15 protein-coding genes are annotated in these 18,371 nt (G+C 36.5%); 3 read left to right on the plus strand and 12 right to left on the minus strand.

Annotation, left to right across the window (positions count from 1 at the left end; translation table 11 throughout):
- The first annotated feature begins 32 nt into the window (after positions 1-32).
- Positions 33-515 (plus strand): NUMOD4 domain-containing protein, encoded by a 483-nt coding sequence (locus tag DKG80_RS20290; RefSeq protein WP_109833217.1) that lies wholly within the window; start codon positions 33-35, stop codon positions 513-515.
- A gap of 5 nt (positions 516-520) precedes the next feature.
- On the opposite strand, the gene DKG80_RS20295 is transcribed toward DKG80_RS20290, so the two are convergent.
- On the minus strand, positions 521-3,673 hold the full coding sequence (locus DKG80_RS20295) for a CHAT domain-containing protein (RefSeq protein WP_109833218.1): 3,153 nt from the start codon (positions 3,671-3,673) through the stop codon (positions 521-523).
- A 131-nt stretch (positions 3,674-3,804) separates the two neighbouring features.
- On the opposite strand from DKG80_RS20295, the gene DKG80_RS20300 reads away from it, so the two are divergent.
- Positions 3,805-5,541 (plus strand): OmpL47-type beta-barrel domain-containing protein, encoded by a 1,737-nt coding sequence (locus DKG80_RS20300; protein WP_109833219.1) that lies wholly within the window; start codon positions 3,805-3,807, stop codon positions 5,539-5,541.
- Between the two features lie 52 nt (positions 5,542-5,593).
- Here DKG80_RS20300 and DKG80_RS20305 read toward each other — a convergent pair whose 3' ends face one another.
- From DKG80_RS20305 to DKG80_RS20325, 5 genes are all read right to left on the minus strand, one after another.
- The gene (locus DKG80_RS20305; protein WP_109833220.1) at positions 5,594-6,361 is read right to left on the minus strand and encodes a pseudouridine synthase; all 768 of its coding nucleotides are present in this window, start codon (positions 6,359-6,361) and stop codon (positions 5,594-5,596) included.
- Between the two features lie 31 nt (positions 6,362-6,392).
- The gene (scpB, locus tag DKG80_RS20310) at positions 6,393-6,953 is read right to left on the minus strand and encodes an SMC-Scp complex subunit ScpB (RefSeq protein ID WP_109833221.1); all 561 of its coding nucleotides are present in this window, start codon (positions 6,951-6,953) and stop codon (positions 6,393-6,395) included.
- A 3-nt stretch (positions 6,954-6,956) separates the two neighbouring features.
- A complete protein-coding gene (locus DKG80_RS20315) occupies positions 6,957-7,343 on the minus strand; it encodes a TraR/DksA family transcriptional regulator (RefSeq protein ID WP_109833222.1) in 387 nt (128 codons plus the stop codon).
- Positions 7,344-7,461: 118 nt separating this feature from the next.
- Positions 7,462-9,000 (minus strand): YifB family Mg chelatase-like AAA ATPase, encoded by a 1,539-nt coding sequence (locus DKG80_RS20320; RefSeq protein ID WP_109833223.1) that lies wholly within the window; start codon positions 8,998-9,000, stop codon positions 7,462-7,464.
- 6 nt (positions 9,001-9,006) lie between these two features.
- A complete protein-coding gene (locus tag DKG80_RS20325; protein WP_109833224.1) occupies positions 9,007-9,384 on the minus strand; it encodes a hypothetical protein in 378 nt (125 codons plus the stop codon).
- A gap of 265 nt (positions 9,385-9,649) precedes the next feature.
- Here DKG80_RS20325 and DKG80_RS20330 point away from each other — a divergent pair, with 265 nt between their 5' ends.
- Positions 9,650-11,146, plus strand: a complete 1,497-nt coding sequence (locus tag DKG80_RS20330) for a hypothetical protein (RefSeq protein ID WP_109833225.1) — start codon at positions 9,650-9,652, stop codon at positions 11,144-11,146.
- A gap of 149 nt (positions 11,147-11,295) precedes the next feature.
- Here the strand turns inward: DKG80_RS20330 and nqrE are convergent, their stop codons facing one another.
- The 6 genes from nqrE to DKG80_RS20360 all read right to left on the minus strand — a co-directional run bounded on the left by nqrE (position 11,296) and on the right by DKG80_RS20360 (position 18,188).
- Complete coding sequence (nqrE, locus tag DKG80_RS20335) at positions 11,296-11,907, minus strand: NADH:ubiquinone reductase (Na(+)-transporting) subunit E (RefSeq protein ID WP_109833226.1); 612 nt, start codon at positions 11,905-11,907, stop codon at positions 11,296-11,298.
- Positions 11,908-11,911: 4 nt separating this feature from the next.
- Positions 11,912-12,595 carry an NADH:ubiquinone reductase (Na(+)-transporting) subunit D gene (locus DKG80_RS20340; protein WP_109833227.1) on the minus strand — a complete coding sequence of 228 codons (684 nt, stop codon included), beginning with the start codon at positions 12,593-12,595 and terminating at the stop codon, positions 11,912-11,914.
- Positions 12,596-12,615: 20 nt separating this feature from the next.
- Positions 12,616-13,431, minus strand: coding sequence for an NADH:ubiquinone reductase (Na(+)-transporting) subunit C (gene nqrC / locus DKG80_RS20345; protein ID WP_109833228.1), 816 nt, complete (start codon positions 13,429-13,431; stop codon positions 12,616-12,618).
- Positions 13,418-14,608 (minus strand): NADH:ubiquinone reductase (Na(+)-transporting) subunit B, encoded by a 1,191-nt coding sequence (locus DKG80_RS20350; RefSeq protein ID WP_109833229.1) that lies wholly within the window; start codon positions 14,606-14,608, stop codon positions 13,418-13,420. Before DKG80_RS20350 ends, nqrC begins: the two co-directional genes overlap by 14 nt.
- A 9-nt stretch (positions 14,609-14,617) precedes the next feature.
- The gene (locus DKG80_RS20355) at positions 14,618-15,967 is read right to left on the minus strand and encodes a Na(+)-translocating NADH-quinone reductase subunit A (RefSeq protein WP_109833230.1); all 1,350 of its coding nucleotides are present in this window, start codon (positions 15,965-15,967) and stop codon (positions 14,618-14,620) included.
- A 115-nt stretch (positions 15,968-16,082) separates the two neighbouring features.
- On the minus strand, positions 16,083-18,188 hold the full coding sequence (locus tag DKG80_RS20360; protein ID WP_109833231.1) for a patatin-like phospholipase family protein: 2,106 nt from the start codon (positions 18,186-18,188) through the stop codon (positions 16,083-16,085).
- Between the last annotated feature and the right edge of the window lie 183 nt (positions 18,189-18,371).

The raw sequence follows: 18,371 nt of genomic DNA on the forward strand, positions 1-18,371 counted from the left end.
TGCAGTAGAAGAATTAATTATATATAAAGCTTATGAGCTTGCAGCGAATAGAGAGAGAAAAAGAAGTCTGGAAAGACATAGATGGATTTTCCAACTATGAAGTTTCCAACAGAGGTAAAATTAAAAGAAAAGACAGAAAAATAAAGCGAAAAGGTTCTGAGAATCTGGTAACGCTCAAGTCTAAAATCATGAAACAGCGCTGGAACAAAGCGTGTAAATGTTTTTTCCTTGACTTACTAGATGATGAGGGCAAACGCAAAACTGTCTATCCACACAAAGAAGTTGCCAGAGCATTTTGTATAAATGTGATGCCTTCCGAATTTACAATGATTATTCATCTTGATAATAATCCAAAAAACAATGATTCAACGAATCTTGAATGGGTAACAAGCTCTGATCACATGTCATTCCAATTCGAAGTCGGCAATAAAGACAACTACAAAGTGTGGAAAACACGAAAGAAAAAGTACAAAAATGGTTTTAAACCAAAGCCGGTAAAAGAAACTGTTGAATAAGCCACTTATTTTCCCATTAGAACAAATGGAGACCAATAATATGGGTGGGCAAACTGCCCACCTTGATCAATCATCTTGAGTTTTGCCTTACGCAACGCGTAGGAATAACTCAAGCTTTGATCAAATTCTTTGGGCACATGGAATGGTAAAAAGTTCTTGTAATAATTAATCATCAGATCTTTTGTTGAAGCATCTGACACTTTCCAGAGAGAAACTGTCAAATTCTTTGCTCCAGCGTATATTAAAGCTCTGGTCAATCCGATTATTCCTTGACCAGTTTCAATTCTACCTAAACCTGTTTCACACGCAGATAGTGTTACTAACTCTGCGTTCAGGTCTATATTGTATATTTCTCCCGAAAATAAAATACCATCTTCCTCATTGGTCAATGTATCCATAGTCAGCATAATTCCCGAGAATTCTGGCTCATCTTGGTTTACAAAACCATGAGAAGCGATATGAATATACTTATACTTACCCATCTCTCCTGACTTTGCCACTTCTTCCTTAGCGTCATAATAAATGAATTCATCAGCTATTTTACCATTATCGTGAAATATAGAATCTATTGTCAAGACTTCTATCTCAGTACCTGGCAATGGAATCAATTCGGAAGTAGGCATATTAATACCTCTTCTCAGATTATATGCTTTTTGATCATCATCGTAAGATTTCTTTTTAGCATTTTTCAATGCATCCACTGCGTGACCAAAAGTAACTGGTGCTAACACCATTCCTTCCTGATCAGCCTTGGCTCTTATGAGTTTCTCATTTTTAAAGGTTTTATAAAGTAAGTTCGCCGAAAACGTATATGAAAGATTGTAATCTCGTACTAAATAGGGTAATTTACTGAAGTCAATATTATCAGAATTTGGAAAATTCTCGGTCAATAACAGCTCAAAAGGAATAGTTGCCATAATACCATCTTGGACGATTATTATATTCTTAATTCTATCTGGAACATCTTTTGGAAACAGCTGTTCATACATTTCTCTAGCATATCTAAGGTAAATTTCATTACTCTTGAAGAGAACTCCTTTTCGTATAGCTTTCACACTTCTATCGTAATCTTTTTTCTTATATCTCTTCTCGATTCTCATTTCCTGATTATCAATTTGAGCAATATAAATACTGTCAGAAGTGAGAAAATACGAGAGCATCATAGTAGAGTCATCCAAAAATGACTTAATATCCTCAAGAGGGGTAACACTAACATCATATTTTAAGTCGTAATACTTTGGATAATCATGTTCCATGCGTTCGATCAACTCTTCGTATTGTCTATTAGCCTTGAATAGTTCACGTTGATAATATTCTAGCATGGCACTATCTGGATTAGCAGATAGTTCTTGAGTGTAGCTGTTTATTATTTCCTTAAGTTCAATTTCTCTATCGAGCAATTCATCAGGTAACCCTCCAAATGACTTTGCATTGGACTCTGCCAATGATGAAAACAAAATAGCTCCTTTCTTCTTTTCAGTAAAGTAGAAAAACCTATTCTCATACTCCGCCTTTTTGTTTTTATACGTAGCATCAGGACTTATATAACTTACATTACTTGGAGATATTAAATTCATTAATGCATAAGAGGCATTCACAGATGATTCATAAACCTTAGATGAAAGTTTACTAAGTTGAATTTGGTCTCGACGATCATAATAAGTTTGTCTAATCTGCTCTACTAGACTATCACTTTTCACAAAACTATTGAGCGAAACATCAAGTCCTTTGACGTTTTTACTTCGACTAAATCCCTCTTCAAGCAATTCTGCTTTATAACTCATGTATAGCATCAGCTCGTAATTATTGAAGAAATTGGTCAATACCGGATTAACGAAGATATTTTTTTCTTCAAAATCGATAATACTGGAATTAATAGCTTCCTGACAGTAGTTGAGTGCTTCTTGTATTCTGCCAGTCTCACCATAGATTCTAGCTAATTGATAGTAGTCTGCTGCTACATCAGGATTAGTATTCCCATGGATTGCCTTGTCAATTTTCAATGCTCTTTCACAATAACGTATTGACAACTCAAAATCACCAAAGAAATAATAGATACTACCAAGATTATTATTGACTCTAGCAGTATTGACATGATTCTCCCCTACTAGATTCCAATTGACTTCCATCACCTTATTATAGTAATCAAGTGCTTCTCTAAATCTCTCTTGGTACATATATACATTACCCATTCCAAGATACGCGCGAACCGTACTCTGATGTTCTAAACCTATTGTCTGTTCAAAGAGGTTAACGGCTTTTTGATAGTATTCCAGTGATTTATCATAATTTGACTTATTCTTATAAATATCTGCAAAACCCAAGAAGATCGCCCCATACTTTGGATTCATTTCATGCAAAAACATCTGATAAATAACGAGAGCCTGTCTGTAGTACTGAAGTGCTAAATCATTTTGTCCACTAGTTTTATATATATCTGCGATGCCGACATAAGTTGTTGCTACATCTGGATGATTCTCTCCGAAAGCTTTTTTATTAATAGATAATGCCTTTTCATAATACTGAGTCGCAAGATTGTAAGAACCTTTATTTCGATACAAATTACCTAGGCTCAAATAGGAATTAGCAACATACGGATGATCCTTGCCTAAAATCCTAATATTTGATTCAAGTGCAGTTTGAAAATGTCTAAATGCTTCTTCGTATTGGTGCTTACCGAAATATACATTCCCAATCCCCAAACTAGTAGGAGCAGAAAAAAGCACCTCATCATGCACTTCATGATTCGCAATCTTTAAAGCCTCTTCATACTCTTTAAGTGCTAACTCATGACGCCCTGTGAGATAGTGAATATTACCAATATTATTAAGAGCATTTGCACGTTCGATATCCCACGCACCTAAATACTCCTTTGCCATATCAAAAGCCTCTTGAGCTAATCTAAGGGCTTCGTCTAACTCAAAAGTCCCACAAAGGTTTTCTGAAATTTTATTGTCTGACGCTACAACTCCTCTCCAGTAACTTTCCTTAAGATAAATCTCTCTGGCTTTCTCAAAATGATAAACCGAACTATCATGTTTGTTGTAAAGCAAAAACTCGTCTCCTTGCTCATAGTGACGATCTGCTAGATCTATCTGGGCCTGCCCAGATAGAAAAATTAAGGTGAATACGATGGATAAACAGGTAGTTTTTAACAAGAATCTTATTTTAAATGAATAGCCTATTTTTATTAATAAGCATATGCGATGTTAATAATTTTTTCTTGATCTTACATGCTTAAATAAAGCATTCTTAGTTGAAATTTTTTACCCATATTAACATAAATAATATGATGAAAAAGGCGTTGATGTTGATTCTACTCCTTCCCTTTGTAGCATACTCGCAAACTAAACCGAATATTGAACCTAAACATTATATAGGCGAAGACAATAAACTCTATTGGCACGGTAAAAAGCCTGTTTATATTTTTATTTCAGACAACCCTGAGGGTAAAAACGCTCAACGGTTAGAGAGCCAAATACATCCGCAGTTCACTAACCCCCTTTATCTAGACACGGAAGGTATTAACTACTTCCGTACCAATTGGGCTGCAGATTCCACATTGAAACAAATCTCTCCTAAAACAGAAGTCCTGTTTGAAGTATATAGAGACAATACTGCCCCTGTAACTACGGTTAATTTCAAAGGTGCTAATAAGTTTAAATCAAGGGATGGAAAAGTATTTTATGGCAAGTCCCTAGAAATGAATAGTACAGCTTTTGACAAGCATTCCGGTGTTCAAAAGACTTTTGTTTCTATCAACAATGCTGATTTCTTAGAATTTAAAGGAGCGCAAACATTCACAGAAGATAAAGAGTATGATATTAAAATTTATTCAGCTGACAATACTGGCAATGTAGAAGCCATAAAAATTTTCCAATTTAGAGTTGACTCTACTGCACCTATGACAGAATACATTGTAAATGGGGATCGAAGTGGAATGATTTTTTCCCCTAGAACAACAATTACATTGAAGTCTAGAGATATGGCTTCCGGAATAAAGAAAATTGGTTTTAGGATAGATAATGGTACCGAAAAAGTTTTTTACAACAATATTTCATTATCTCGACTGGAAGATGGAAATCATACGATTACCTATTATGGGTATGATCAAGTTGGAAATAAAGAGCAAGAGAAAACAATCGACTTTTATCTCGATAGACAAGAACCGAAAGTAGATGCTTCTATCGTTGGCGATCAATATCAGAACAGAGGTCGAGTATTTGTTTCTACAAGAACTAAAGTAAAACTCATCGCTGAAGACAATAAAGCTGGAGTTAAAAATATTATGTATTCTGTCGATGGAGCTAAAGAAGAAAGGTACTATGAGCCATTTACTTTAGACAAATCCAAAGGAAACCATATTGTAACTTACTATGCTACAGACAAAGTAAATAACAAATTGGAAGGTCGTATAGAGGAGTCTAACTTCAATAGAAGCTCACTAGATATAGATATGGATGCTCCTGAAATTAGCTTTTCTTTTAAAGGTGAAAAGTATGAAAATAGAGATACCGTTTTTATTACCAGTAAATCTAAAGTCACATTAACTGCATTCGATGAGGAAAGCGGAGTAAGGACTATTGGGTATAAAGTGAATGGAGGTGAAGGAAAAACATATTCTGATCCATTTTCAATAAGTGAAGAAGGTTTCTACACTGTAGATTTCTACGCAACTGATCGTGTAAATAATAGAAATACAAAATCATTCTCTTTTGTAATAGATAATACCGGTCCTGAAATAGGAGCTACAGTAAGTATGGAGAAAATCGGAACAATAGCACTTGATGAAAAGGACGGAAAAGTAATCAATGTATACCCAAAAGGAATAAAACTATTCCTATCTGGAACAGATGCTGTAGTTGACACTGACAAGCTTTATTACTCTATAAATCAAGGTTCCGAAATTTTGTACACTAAACCTATAGTCCTAGGCACTAAAGGATTAATTAGCTATAAAATAAAAGCTATTGACAAATTAGGAAATGAAACCACTCAAGATCCTAAAGAAGTATTTATCAAATAAGCTGAGAAAAATACAGACGACCAGTGATGATGAAAATTCATCACTGGCTTTCCTATGATAATCTTTTAAGTAGAACCACTTCCTTTGGTGTAAGCATTCTCCATTTTCCTTTTGGGAGTTCTTTTTTAGTAAGGTTACCGTACAGCGTTCGGTCTAATTTCGTCACTTCGTATCCAAAGTGCTCAAAAATCCTTCTTACTATCCTATTCTTACCAACGTGAATCTGAACTCCCAAATTCTTTTTTGACTCATCTAACACAACTATATCATCAACAGATACCGGACCATCTTCCAGCTTGATGCCTGCAGCTATTTCTTCTACATGTTGTTTAGTAATTGGTTTATCCAGCCCAACTTGATAAATCTTCTTTATCTTGTATGATGGATGAGTCAGCTTTTGAGAAAGTTCTCCATCATTAGTAAACAATAGTAGCCCCGTAGTTTGCCTATCTAATCTTCCTACTGGGTATATCCTCTCATCACAAGCTCCTTCAACCAGTTGCATAACTGTGCGTCTTTCCTGTGGATCATCCATAGTCGTGATATAATCCTTAGGTTTGTTAAGAAGTACATAAACATAATTTTGTGGCGAGATCACTTTGTCATTAAACATTACCTGATCCCCTCTCTCGACTTTGGTCCCAAGTTCAGTTACAATGTTACCGTTCAGTTTGATTTTACCTTCTTCAATAAGAAGGTCTGCATCTCTCCTAGAGCATATACCTGCGTTGGCTATATACTTATTCAACCTAGCTGGATAGGTAATAGAAGAAGTTTTTTTTGAATCTGTATTCTTATTTTTTGATGGAGTTCTTCGCATTTGACCAATTTTGCTGCAAAACTATGGAATGCTATTCACTTGCTTCTCCGATCTCGTTCTCTTTTTGAGAGAAGTCTTTTAAGGTTGGGAGCTCATTAATATTGTTAATCCCGAAATAATCCATAAAATTATCACTTGTTCCGTAGATCAAAGGACGTCCAATGGCCTCCGATTTACCCTTGATTTCAACAAGCTCTTTCTCTAATAGTTTCTGAACTGCATAGTCACAATTCACTCCACGAATCTGCTCCATTTCAGATTTAGTGATCGGTTGACGATAAGCTATGATAGCTAGTGTCTCCAAAGAAGAATTTGATAATCTTTTTTTAGACTGTTGCTTCAGTAAAATACCAATACTCGCTTGATAAGCCGGTTTGGTTAAGAATTGATACCCTCCTCCAGTTTGTATCGGCTCAAACGAGTATTGATCTTCTTTATATTTTTCCTGAAGTATCCCAATCGCCTGTTCAATATCTTCTATTGGAACCTCTGCCTCAAACATTTCACTCAAGCATTCCTTCATATCCTTAACCTCTATGGGTTTCGGCGCACAAAAAATCAATGCCTCAATATGATTTACGAGAAAGTCCAAATATTAACCGTTTTGCTTCATCTTAGCATCTATTGACATGGTGGTATGAGGAACTGCTCTTAACCTAGCTTTACTAATCAAATTTCCAGTTTCTTTACAAATACCATAGGTGCCGTTCTTAATTCTCACCAGTGCGTTCTCAAGATTGGTGATAAACTTTTGCTGACGTGCTGCCAATTGATTTAAGCTCTCTTTCTCAGCAGTATCAGCTCCATCTTCTAAAGTCTTTACATTTCCATAAGTACCATCAGTACCTGAATCTTTACTTCTAGTAATAGACTCCTTGATATAGTTCAATTCGTTCCACGCCTTTTCTAATTTTTCTTTGATCAAGACTTCAAATTCCTTCAATTCTTCATCAGAATAGCGTGTTTTCTCTCCATTATTCATAATTCCAACGTTTAGGGTTCGTGGGTTATAGTTTGCGCTAATCTACTCTAAAGGTGCTAAAAATAAAACTGCGTTTTTACAGCGAAATTATTTCTAGTCTTAGGTATATTCTATCTTGTCAAGCAGCCCACCCTTCACGGTCCAGACTTCTATATTGAATAGCCTCTGCCAAATGTTCAATTAAAATTTCATCCTTCCCATCCAGATCCGCTATTGTTCGTGCAACTTTCAATATTCGATCATAGGCTCTTGCCGACAAACCGAGTCTTTCCATTGCGGTCTTTAATAGATTTTTCCCTGCTGCATTAATCTGACATACTGATTTCACCATTTGCGAATTCATCATTGCATTGCTGAATATTTCAGGATGATCTTTAAATCTTTCAGACTGTATCAAACGCGCAGATATAACACGTTCCCTAATCTCATCGCTAGACTCGGTTTTTCGATCATCAGTAAGTTGATCAAATGATACCGGGGTTACTTCTACATGTAAATCAATTCTATCAAGTAAAGGTCCACTTACTTTATTAAGATATTTCTGTACAACTCCAGGAGCACATACGCACTCTTTTTCCGGATGATTATAATACCCACATGGACAAGGGTTCATACTTGCAATCAACATAAAATTGGCCGGAAAATCTATTGAAACCTTGGCTCTAGAAATTGTTACTTTCCTTTCTTCCAAGGGCTGACGCATCACTTCCAATACAGTCCTTTTAAATTCTGGAAGTTCGTCGAGGAAAAGAACACCATTATTTGCCAAAGAAATTTCTCCCGGTTGAGGAACACCCCCTCCTCCAACTAAGGCTACATCAGAAATGGTATGATGTGGACTCCTATATGGCCTTGAAGCTATCAATGAAGAATCTTCTTTTAACTGACCAGCTACAGAATGAATCTTCGTCGTTTCAAGAGATTCATGTAACGTTAAGGGAGGTAGTATAGAAGGAAGTCTTTTTGCAAGCATCGTTTTACCAGCACCAGGAGGTCCAATCATAATAACGTTATGACCTCCCGCAGCTGCTATTTCTAGAGATCTCTTAATATTCTCTTGTCCCTGTACATTGGAGAAATCTGCTGCGTATTCATTTACTTGAGTCTCGAATATATCTCGAGTGTCATATACAATTGGTTCGATTGGTTTCTCCCCTGACAGGTGTTCAACTGCTTCCGTAAGTGAGTCTACTCCAATAACATCTAGCTTGTCAACAATAGCAGCTTCAGTAGCATTTTGTTTTGGTAAAATCAATCCCTTAAACCCCTGTTTACGAGCCTCAATAGCAATTGGCAAGGCCCCTTTTATCGGTCTAACAGAACCATCTAAAGCCAGCTCACCCATTACGATATACTGCTCTAGATTCTCAGCGAAAAGCTGTTCTGATCCAGCCATTATTCCCAATGCTATAGGTAAATCATACGCTGAACCCTCTTTCTTAATATCAGCTGGAGCTAAATTAATTATTACTTTAGTTCGTGGCATATGATAGCCATTTTGCTTCAACGCTGATTCAACCCTCTGCTCACTTTCTTTAACTGCCGAATCTGGCAGCCCTACCATATAGAACTTTGTACCTGCTGTGACATTGACTTCGATCGTAATCACATGCGCATCAACGCCAAAAACGGCGCTACCGAATGTTTTTGCTAACATATTAGGTTAATCCAATTTCTCTTTTCGTTTCTCTTCGTCTTTTTCATCTCCTTCTTCAGAAGGATCATCTTCCTCAGTAACTACCAACTCTTCTTCATTACTTTGATCATACATTCTAGCTTTCAACTCTAATATTTCCTTCTCTAGAGACTTTATCTTCCTGTTTTTAGAAAGAATATGAATATTCTCAACTATCACCTCAAGAACAAGTAGAACCAAACCAATTCCTCCAAGCTTTAGAACAAAACGAATTAATCCGGTCCATGTATCAATCGGATCCCAACTCCAAATCAACACCAAATCCTCATGTTTAAGAGCAACAAATGTTGAGAACGCCAAAAAAACTACATAGACGAGATAAAAATAAAGCTTGATTTTTTTCATAACTACCGCAATAAGACGTTATACCAGTAAAATTAATCGAAAGTGCGAATCCTATGTACTGTTTTAATAAAATCAAAAAAAATGCAAATAACTCACATTCTAGTAGTCCTGTTTTACCAAGATATTCCTCAAAGTATTCTCTCAAAAACCAATTAGTGATATATTGCAAACGAAGAATTCACCAAGCTATGGAAAATCTGTACACTAATTCAGTAGTATATAGATTACATCTTCCATGTGGGTTGGCCCCAATACTTAGAGTAGCATGAAAGAAATCAACAAGTTAGTTAAGCTTATAAATAGTAGACTAAAAAGTAATTTTGATGTTATTGACCTATCAGGCAATGTATCAGACCCTGGAAAAGAACAGCAGCTATATAATGGTGTCCTGAACGGAGAGTTCATTAATGATGAAGTTACTGCTGAAAATATGTACGGCGCAGACATTTATGACCAGCGCTTTAGAATGCTTAAGTCTAGGCTACGGTATAAGCTATTTGATCTTATTTATCATTTAGATTTTGAAACGCCAGATTTCAGTTTCAAAACTCAGAAGAAACTCGAGTGTCAAGAATATCTTCACAAAGCGAAAATTCTATTTGAATTGGGAGAATTGGACATGTCTGAAAAGTTATTCAATAAGGTATTAGTTATTGGAAACGAATGTCAATTCACTTGTGAACTTGTTGAAGCTATGGAGCTTCGTCGAAAAATGTTGTCAGCACTTCATAAACCAACAGATTTTGATCAAACGGTAAAGGATCTTCAAGATCTAAGAAACAAAAAAAGAAAAGAAGAAGAAGCTGAAGACAATTTTCTCAGAGCGCAGCTACTACTATCAAAGAGCATACACTCAAGAAATACGAGTCTTCCAGTAATTCTGCAAATAATCTCCGAACTAGATAAATTGTATGAATCAACACATGCTTTCAGTATTTTTGAATTTATTTATCAACTTAAAATTTCAAAGTATTTCTTAGAAAAGGATTTCACTGGATTAGTATCTTACTTGGACAAGGCTGCCATTGAAGTAAGAAACATGTCTATCAATCAAGAGCTATTTGATTACAATCAAAATTCGCTTCTAAAGGCCAAAGCATTGCTATTCTTGGAGGAATATTCCAACGGCTTAGAGGTCATTAAAAGTGACTACACTGATATAGACAAAACCACTAACTCATGGTATTTAAAAGCTGAATTGAATTTTTTACTGGCCTTGCACGACAAAAATTACGCAGAAGCCCATCTTATTTTAAAAAATGTTTGGAAGAATACTGGGTTTAGTAAGGTTTCAACTGAAATCACTAGCCGATGGAAGTTGTTTAAATTATATCTAAACTTTGCTGCACCGGAACTCGAAATTCAAAAAAGAATCAGGTTTACTGACATTCATATTGCCAAAAGGTCATATTTCAAGGAGCAAAAAGGTTATATTATCTCTTTACTAGTCATAGAGTTCTTACACGCATTGAAAGATAGCTTTAAAACTGCCGAAGCTAAAATGGATTCTATTGACCAATTCTACTCAGAAAAACTAAGTGATCCTGGCAAATACAGTAGAGAGAAGCAGTTTTACAAATTGTTAGTTACACTTAGGAAGTGTAACTACAATGTCTCTGAAACTATACCTCGAGTAGAAAGTTATCTGACTAAAATGTCGGAGAAAAAATCTCACAACCCTTTTGGAGACTTTGAAATTATACCTTTAGAGCACCTCTGGGAAATGGTTTGTAAAGCTGTAACCGTTGAAGTCAAAATTTAACAGAGCTGTCATCATATATCATTGTTGAATTAGTGTTCTTTTAAGAAGGGTCTTGATAAGATAACAACATTAAACTCCTAAGTAGCTTTATAAAAAAACCCTGATTCCGTTATACGAAATCAGGGTTTTAACATTGAAATAAATCCTAATTATAGAACAATACCAATAAATGACTTAAATGCAATTCCCATAAGCCCGGTCAATATCATAGTAATACCAAGCCCTTTCAATCCATTAGGGATATGAGAATACTTCAATTTTTCTCTAATAGCGGCTAAAGCTATAATGGCTAAAAACCATCCAAAACCAGACCCTGATCCATAAGCAGTAGCCTCTATTATTGTATAATCTCTTTGAACCATAAAGAGTGATGCTCCAAGGATTGCACAGTTTACAGCGATCAATGGTAAAAAGATACCTAAAGATCCGTATAACGATGGAGAAAACTTCTCGATAATCATCTCTACCAATTGTACCATTGCCGCAATAATTGCGATAAACATGATAAATGATAAGAATGTTAAATCAATTGTCTCGAAACTCGGGCTTATCCACGTCAATGCACCCTCTTTCAAGACAAACTCCTGAAGACACCAGTTGATCGGCACGGTCATCGTCAATACAAAGATTACAGCTGCACCTAGGCCAAGACCTGTAGACACTTTCTTAGACACTGCTAGGAAAGAACACATACCTAAGAAGTATGCGAAGACCATGTTGTCAATAAATGCGCTTTTTATGAAAATATTTAATGCTTCCATGCTCTTAGTGCTCTACGTATCCGTTTTTAGTTCTTTGTACCCAGATGATAATTCCTAACACCATGAAGGCACCAATTGAATCTACCATCAAACCATTCGTTTGGATATCGATTATCCCGCCAGAAATACTATATAAAGTATCGTATACTGGAATATCAAATACCGTCCCTGAACCAAAAAGCTCTCTAGCAAATGCCACAGCCAAAATGATCCATGCATATCCAAAGCCACTTCCTAAACCATCCAATACTGAATCGTAAGCTTTATTGGCCATTGCAAATGCCTCTAATCGACCCATCACAATGCAGTTTGTAATAATCAATCCAACAAATGCTCCTAATACTTTATACATATCAAATAAGTAAGCCTTCAATACCTCACTTACTAATGTTACTAGTGTTGCTATGATCGCTAGTTGAACGATAATTCTTACCCTAGATGGGATCAAATTTCTGATCAATGAAATGATCATATTAGAAAACACAATTACAAATACCACGGCAACCGACATTACCAAAGTAGGTTGCATTTTCACAGTCACTGCCAGTGCAGAGCAAATACCCAAAACCTGAATAGTTACGGGGTTGTCATCATTCAATGGATCAGTGATAAACTTCTTTCTTCTTTTGGACAATAGCGGCTCTGCAGGCTCTTTTACTATTGGTTGTTCCAATGTTTCTGTACTCATATCAGTTTATTAATACAGTTTTAAATATTTTCTTCAACAACCTCTACCTCCTGAGCCTCAGCTACAGGTTCAGCAACTGGCTCAGCTACTACTGCAGAAGCATTTCTAGTTTTTTCGATAAACTTTGAATAGTATCCAAAGTAATCGCTCAACATAGCATTCACTCCTTTACCAGTCAAAGTAGCACCAGACATACCATCTATATGATGTTCATCCAAAGGATCTCCTTTTTCCCCTTTTACCATGGACACTGACTGTAAAGTACCTTGCTCGTCAAAAATTTTCTTCCCAATGTATCGAGCTTTCACACCTTCTTCCGTGATTCTAGCACCTAGACCTGGTGTTTCTGACTTATGATCAAAGGCAACACCTTTCACAGTATTCAAATCAGACTCTAATGCTACGAATCCAGATATCCAATCCCAAAGACCTGCACCAAACATAGGTATAATGTAAGCATCTACTTGCTCTTTATTAGACTCATTCATAAACATGAATATAGGATATGGTCTAGTCTGAATATCTTTCTTATGATTCTTCTGAAAATCTATTTTTTCAGCTACCAAAGCATTCCCTTTTTCATCTTTCTCCATCACGTCACCGTTAATGTCAAGAACAGTAGAAGAAATCCTTTCGTCATAAAGCGCCAAAATCGCATTCGGATCTTCAATAGTAGAGATATCCATTACAGCACCCAAGATCTTCTTCTTAGTATCTAGCTCTACTTGCTTGTCTTGGAACGGTTTCAAAAACTGATTAGCACCAGACAACAATCCGCCAAGTATTATTGTCAATACAGCGGAAAAAACGAGTATGTATGTATTAGACTGTTGCACGTTTCAATCTTCTTTTAATGTTAGCTCCTACCACATAGTGATCAATTAATGGAGCGAAAACGTTCATTAATAATATTGCCAACATAATTCCCTCAGGATATGCTGGGTTGAAAACTCTGATGATGATTGTCAATGCACCGATCAAGAATCCATAAATCCATTTACCTGTTTCAGTTTGTGCAGCTGATACTGGATCAGTAGCCATGAAAACAGCTCCAAAAGCCAAACCTCCTATCACTAAATGATAATGAGCAGGGAGTAACATGTATTCGTTAGCTCCAAAAATGTTGCAGATTGTAGCCATTCCAAAAGCACCTGCAAAAACACTTACAATGATTTTCCAGCTTCCTACACCTGTCACTACTAAAATAACAGCTCCAATTAAACACATCAAAGTAGATGTTTCTCCGATACTTCCAGGCATTATCCCAATAAACATATTTTGGAAACTAAACATTCCTTCATACCAGTGTGCATCTAGTAGACTGACCATAGATTGAGTTCCTTCTACCGAAAGAGCCCCAATTGCCAATGGAGTCGCTCCTGAAAACCCTTCTACTGGTGAAGCATCTCCAAAATAAGTCCAAACATCACCCGATATCTGAGATGGATAAGCAAAGTACAAGAAAGCTCTAGCTATCAACGCAACGTTCAATATGTTCATACCTGTACCTCCAAACACTTCCTTACCTAGTATCACTGCAAAAGCTGTAGCTAAACCTACTTGCCATAATGGAATAGATGCAGGCATAACTAAAGGGATCAACATACCAGATACTAAAAACCCTTCTGCCACTTCGTGTCTATTGATCGTAGCGAATGTAAATTCTATTCCTAGACCGACTCCGTAAGAAACCGCTATAATAGGAACGACTAATATTGCACCTGTCAAAAACTTATCTCCTAAAGAAGCAACTTCTCCGATAGAAATATAATGTTGATGACCTGCATTCCAAATACCAAATATCAAGCACGGAATCATAGCTATGATAACTGTCATCATCATACGCTTCAGATCAATAGCATCACGAACTTGAGCTCCTGTAGGACCTGTGGTCTTATTTGGAGCTAATAGTAACACCTCATGCGCTTCATATACATAGTAGAACTTCTCCCACTTTCCTCCTTTTTCGAAGTTTGGGCGAATTTTCGCAAAAATATCTTCTATAAACTTCATCTCTAATTCTTAACTAGTTCTAACCAAATCCAAACCTTCTCTCAAGATCGCCTGAACATCGTTCTTAGATGCATCGATGAATTCGCATAGCGCTAAATCTTCTTCTATGACCTCATATATTCCAAGCCCTTCCATTTGCTCAAAGTCTTCTGACAATACTGCCTTCAACAAATAAGTAGGAAGTACATCCATGGGAACTACTTTCTCAAATTCTCCCGACTGAACGAAAGCTCTATGTTGACCTCTCATATTGGTAGTCAAAGTGAACTCTTTCTTCTTTCCTCCTAAGAAAGACAAAAGACCAAAAGCTTTATGAAAGCTTAACTTCTCAGTAGTTGGAAGAATCCACCCCATAAAATCGTACTGATCGCCTTCTGGAATAACAGTCAATTGATTGTCATAGAACCCTAGATAACCAGTAGAGTTGATCTGAGTACCTGTCAGTACATTTCCTGATATGAATCTAACAAATCCATCCTTGGTAGTACCATCAACCATTTTATTTATACATCCTCCAGTATATGTTTTGTAGTACTGAGGAGTTAAAACTTCTGATCCGGTAAAAGCAACCACTCTAGATGCGTCATATTTTCCTTCTAAGAAAAGTTTCCCTATCTGAGCTACACCAAAAGGAGCTACCGTCCAGACTGTTTCACCTTTATTGACCGCATCAACATGGTGAATCTGAACTCCAACATTACCTGCTGGGTGCGGGCCACTTACCGTGTTTACTTGTGCTTTTGAAGATTTGAAGAAGTCCGCTGACTCACTGTTCACTCCTATGTGAATTTTACCTTCAGTCAGTTTAGAAAGAACTTCAATTCCTGCTTCGAAATATTTTTCGTCTCCTTGAAGGGTGAAATTTTGATCTGCAGCTAGTGGGTGAGTATCAAAAGCTGAAATGAAGATACTTTTCGGAGTGTCATTTGGATCAGCCACTACCCCAAAAGGTCTTTGGATGACATTTGGCCAGACGCCACTTTTCTTCATTAAATCAATAGCAGCTGCCTTAGTTAGGCTGCTTACATCTTGCTGACCAAAAGATTCATACTCGATTTCTTTGTCAGCTAGGATTCTTACTTCCAAGATTTTTCGCTTGGCTCCTCTAACAATCTCTGCGACCTCACCACTGACAGGAGAACAATAGAACACGTCCTCCACTGCTTTGTCAATCATAATAGGAGTCCCTGCTTTCACAGATTCACCTTCTTTGACTAGCAACTTGGCACGTGACATTCCCAAGAAATCTGTCGGCTTAATAGCAAAAGTCTCAGGCTGCGCGAGCTCTGCGATTTTCTTTTCAGCTTTTCCTTTGAGGTTGATGTCAAACCCCTTCTTAAGCTTTATACTTTGAGACATATTTTTTGTGCTGTAATGCTTGTTTTCAAAAACGGAGCAAAAATAACAAAAAAATGGTCTTTATAGCCATTAGGGGCAATAATCGAAAAACCTTAACGATTCATTGAACCAATAGTCATTTAACGGCATTTTTTTGTCTCTTAAAGTCGGCTATAAATCTATAAATCGAACCTCCTTGCTCAACTTGTTCATCAAATCTCAAATCCATTCGTCTACGACAGTCCTCTGACATATACCAATTCATAGAGTATTCTTTTTCTCCCTTGGTATGTTTGTATAAAGCGACTTCATACCAATAATCTAAATTTTGCTGTGCCATACGGTGATCTAGATAATATTTAAGGCGCTGTGTATTCATCTCTGTCTGACGACCGTATGAAGCTGCTAAAACTAAAATGGGAGCTGCAATGTCATTTACCATTGGGTTGACTCGATTAAACCCGCTTTTACGACCTCGACTATTTCGAATATGTATCACTTTGAAAACTATTTTATTTAAAAAGAGCGGGTTTTCTCTCTTTAAATAATCTTCAAAGGCTAAAATTGTTTCATGTACTACTCCTGCACCAGAATTATCAAAGTAACCTCCATCAACGAAGTATTGATCTCCTATACCTCCGGCGGGACTCATGTAGGGAAACCTACAGCTTAGGATAGTAGCAGTACTTAGTTTAATTCCCTCTTTCCGCTTATCTAATAGTTTTAATAGATCCATCCTATTGTTAAGAACCTTCTCATCGAACTGAATATTGGAAATAAGAGCAGGATAGCTGTCTTGCATTCTAGTAGTATTGACATATAGTATGGGTAAATTCTTGTCTTGGGATGTCAGTATGTAATCAATGAATGGCTTTTCCATGTCAGGGTTAGCATATCCCATCGCTTTCTCTAGAGCTGTGGCTCGATCGTTTAAGAAATAGAATGGGTTGAGCATTCTTGAAATGGTATAGGTGAAAAAGTCATGGGATAGAAACTCTTTACTGCGCTTTCGATATTGGTAGATTGAATCATATTTTATCTCTTGGGATAGCATATTGTAAAATGTCACATTTCCGAGAGATCCTCCAGAAGCTCCTGAAATAACTAAAAGATGATCTGAAAAATCCTTACCAAGTTGGTCTTGTATTTCACCTAATACTTGTGCTACCCAATATCCAGATCTAGATGCTCCTCCATCTGCCATAGTTACTATGACTGGAATTTGTGACAATGTAGAGTCTTCTAAATCAGACCTATGATCTTCTACCCATCTTTTAAAATACTCATCCATTGATATTCTATTGTCATAAGAATCTTGAGTAGAGAATCTAGCAATCTGGTATTGATCAATTAAAAAACCTACTAGAAAAAGTCCTAAATAAAAAAGGAAGTGAATACTCATCTTATACTTGATAGATAACCAAGTAATAAAATTGGATGATACCAATATTACTCCAAAGGCTAACATAAAGTAGTTAAATGGACCAATAACCATCGAAAAGCCAATAGAAAAAATCCCTAAAAGGTACACTACCAAGCCACAGAACAACACAATGAAAATGACTGGAAAGAAGTAGGACTTTTTTCGAAAATTGACTTTGTCAGCCATGAAAATTTTTCTATTCACTTCTCTTCGACGTGAGTTGGCGAAAATGAGCATAGCCATACTTGCGAGTACAAGAAAAAAATAGATCCCAACGAGCCTATAGTGTAGATCAAATCTCTTGAGATAAAGAGATGATAGCATGAGAATTGAAAGTGTCAATCCATAGAATATATATGGTCTTTTCTGAAAAAAGTGCTTTTTACTTTTGACCCAAGGCCTTCCTATACTGACTAGTAATACATTAAGACCAATAGTCGCTGAAGCGGCAGACCCTATGTTCCAATCAATAATCTGAGATTGAAGTATGGCAACTTCGACTGTCATGAAACATAGTAGCCCTAAATAGCGAGGTGTATGACTAAAAAAGAAAAGCAGCAGGTCAGTGGCTCTGTTCATGGATGCCATCTTAATGATAGCTACATATCTAGAGGAAAACCATGTCAGCAGTCCCCAGAAGGAAATGGTCAAGATTGGAAAGAAAGCTACACTTTTAGACTCTACGATAGTAAGTATCAAGTCACGACCCTGAGTGAGGGATGTCAATCCATAATAAACTGCGGTAATAATAAAAATAGCAGGAAAAAACAGCCAAAGACATTTTAGTATTACTCTAATAAAATCCCCTATGTTGTCCATTTTCTTATTTGAGTTAGATTATCAATTTAACGAATAGTAAAAGGAGTAAGATATCCGGTATAAAACTTTCATGAATAAGGGAATTCACCCACAGGCATGAAACTCGTTTTAAATAGAAACCAAACTATAAAACGATATGTCTACAGTAGAATTCCCTCAGCTAATTGAACGCGGTTGTGGCCT

This window comes from Reichenbachiella versicolor, assembly GCF_003171675.1.
GTDB lineage: Bacteria > Bacteroidota > Bacteroidia > Cytophagales > Cyclobacteriaceae > Reichenbachiella > Reichenbachiella versicolor.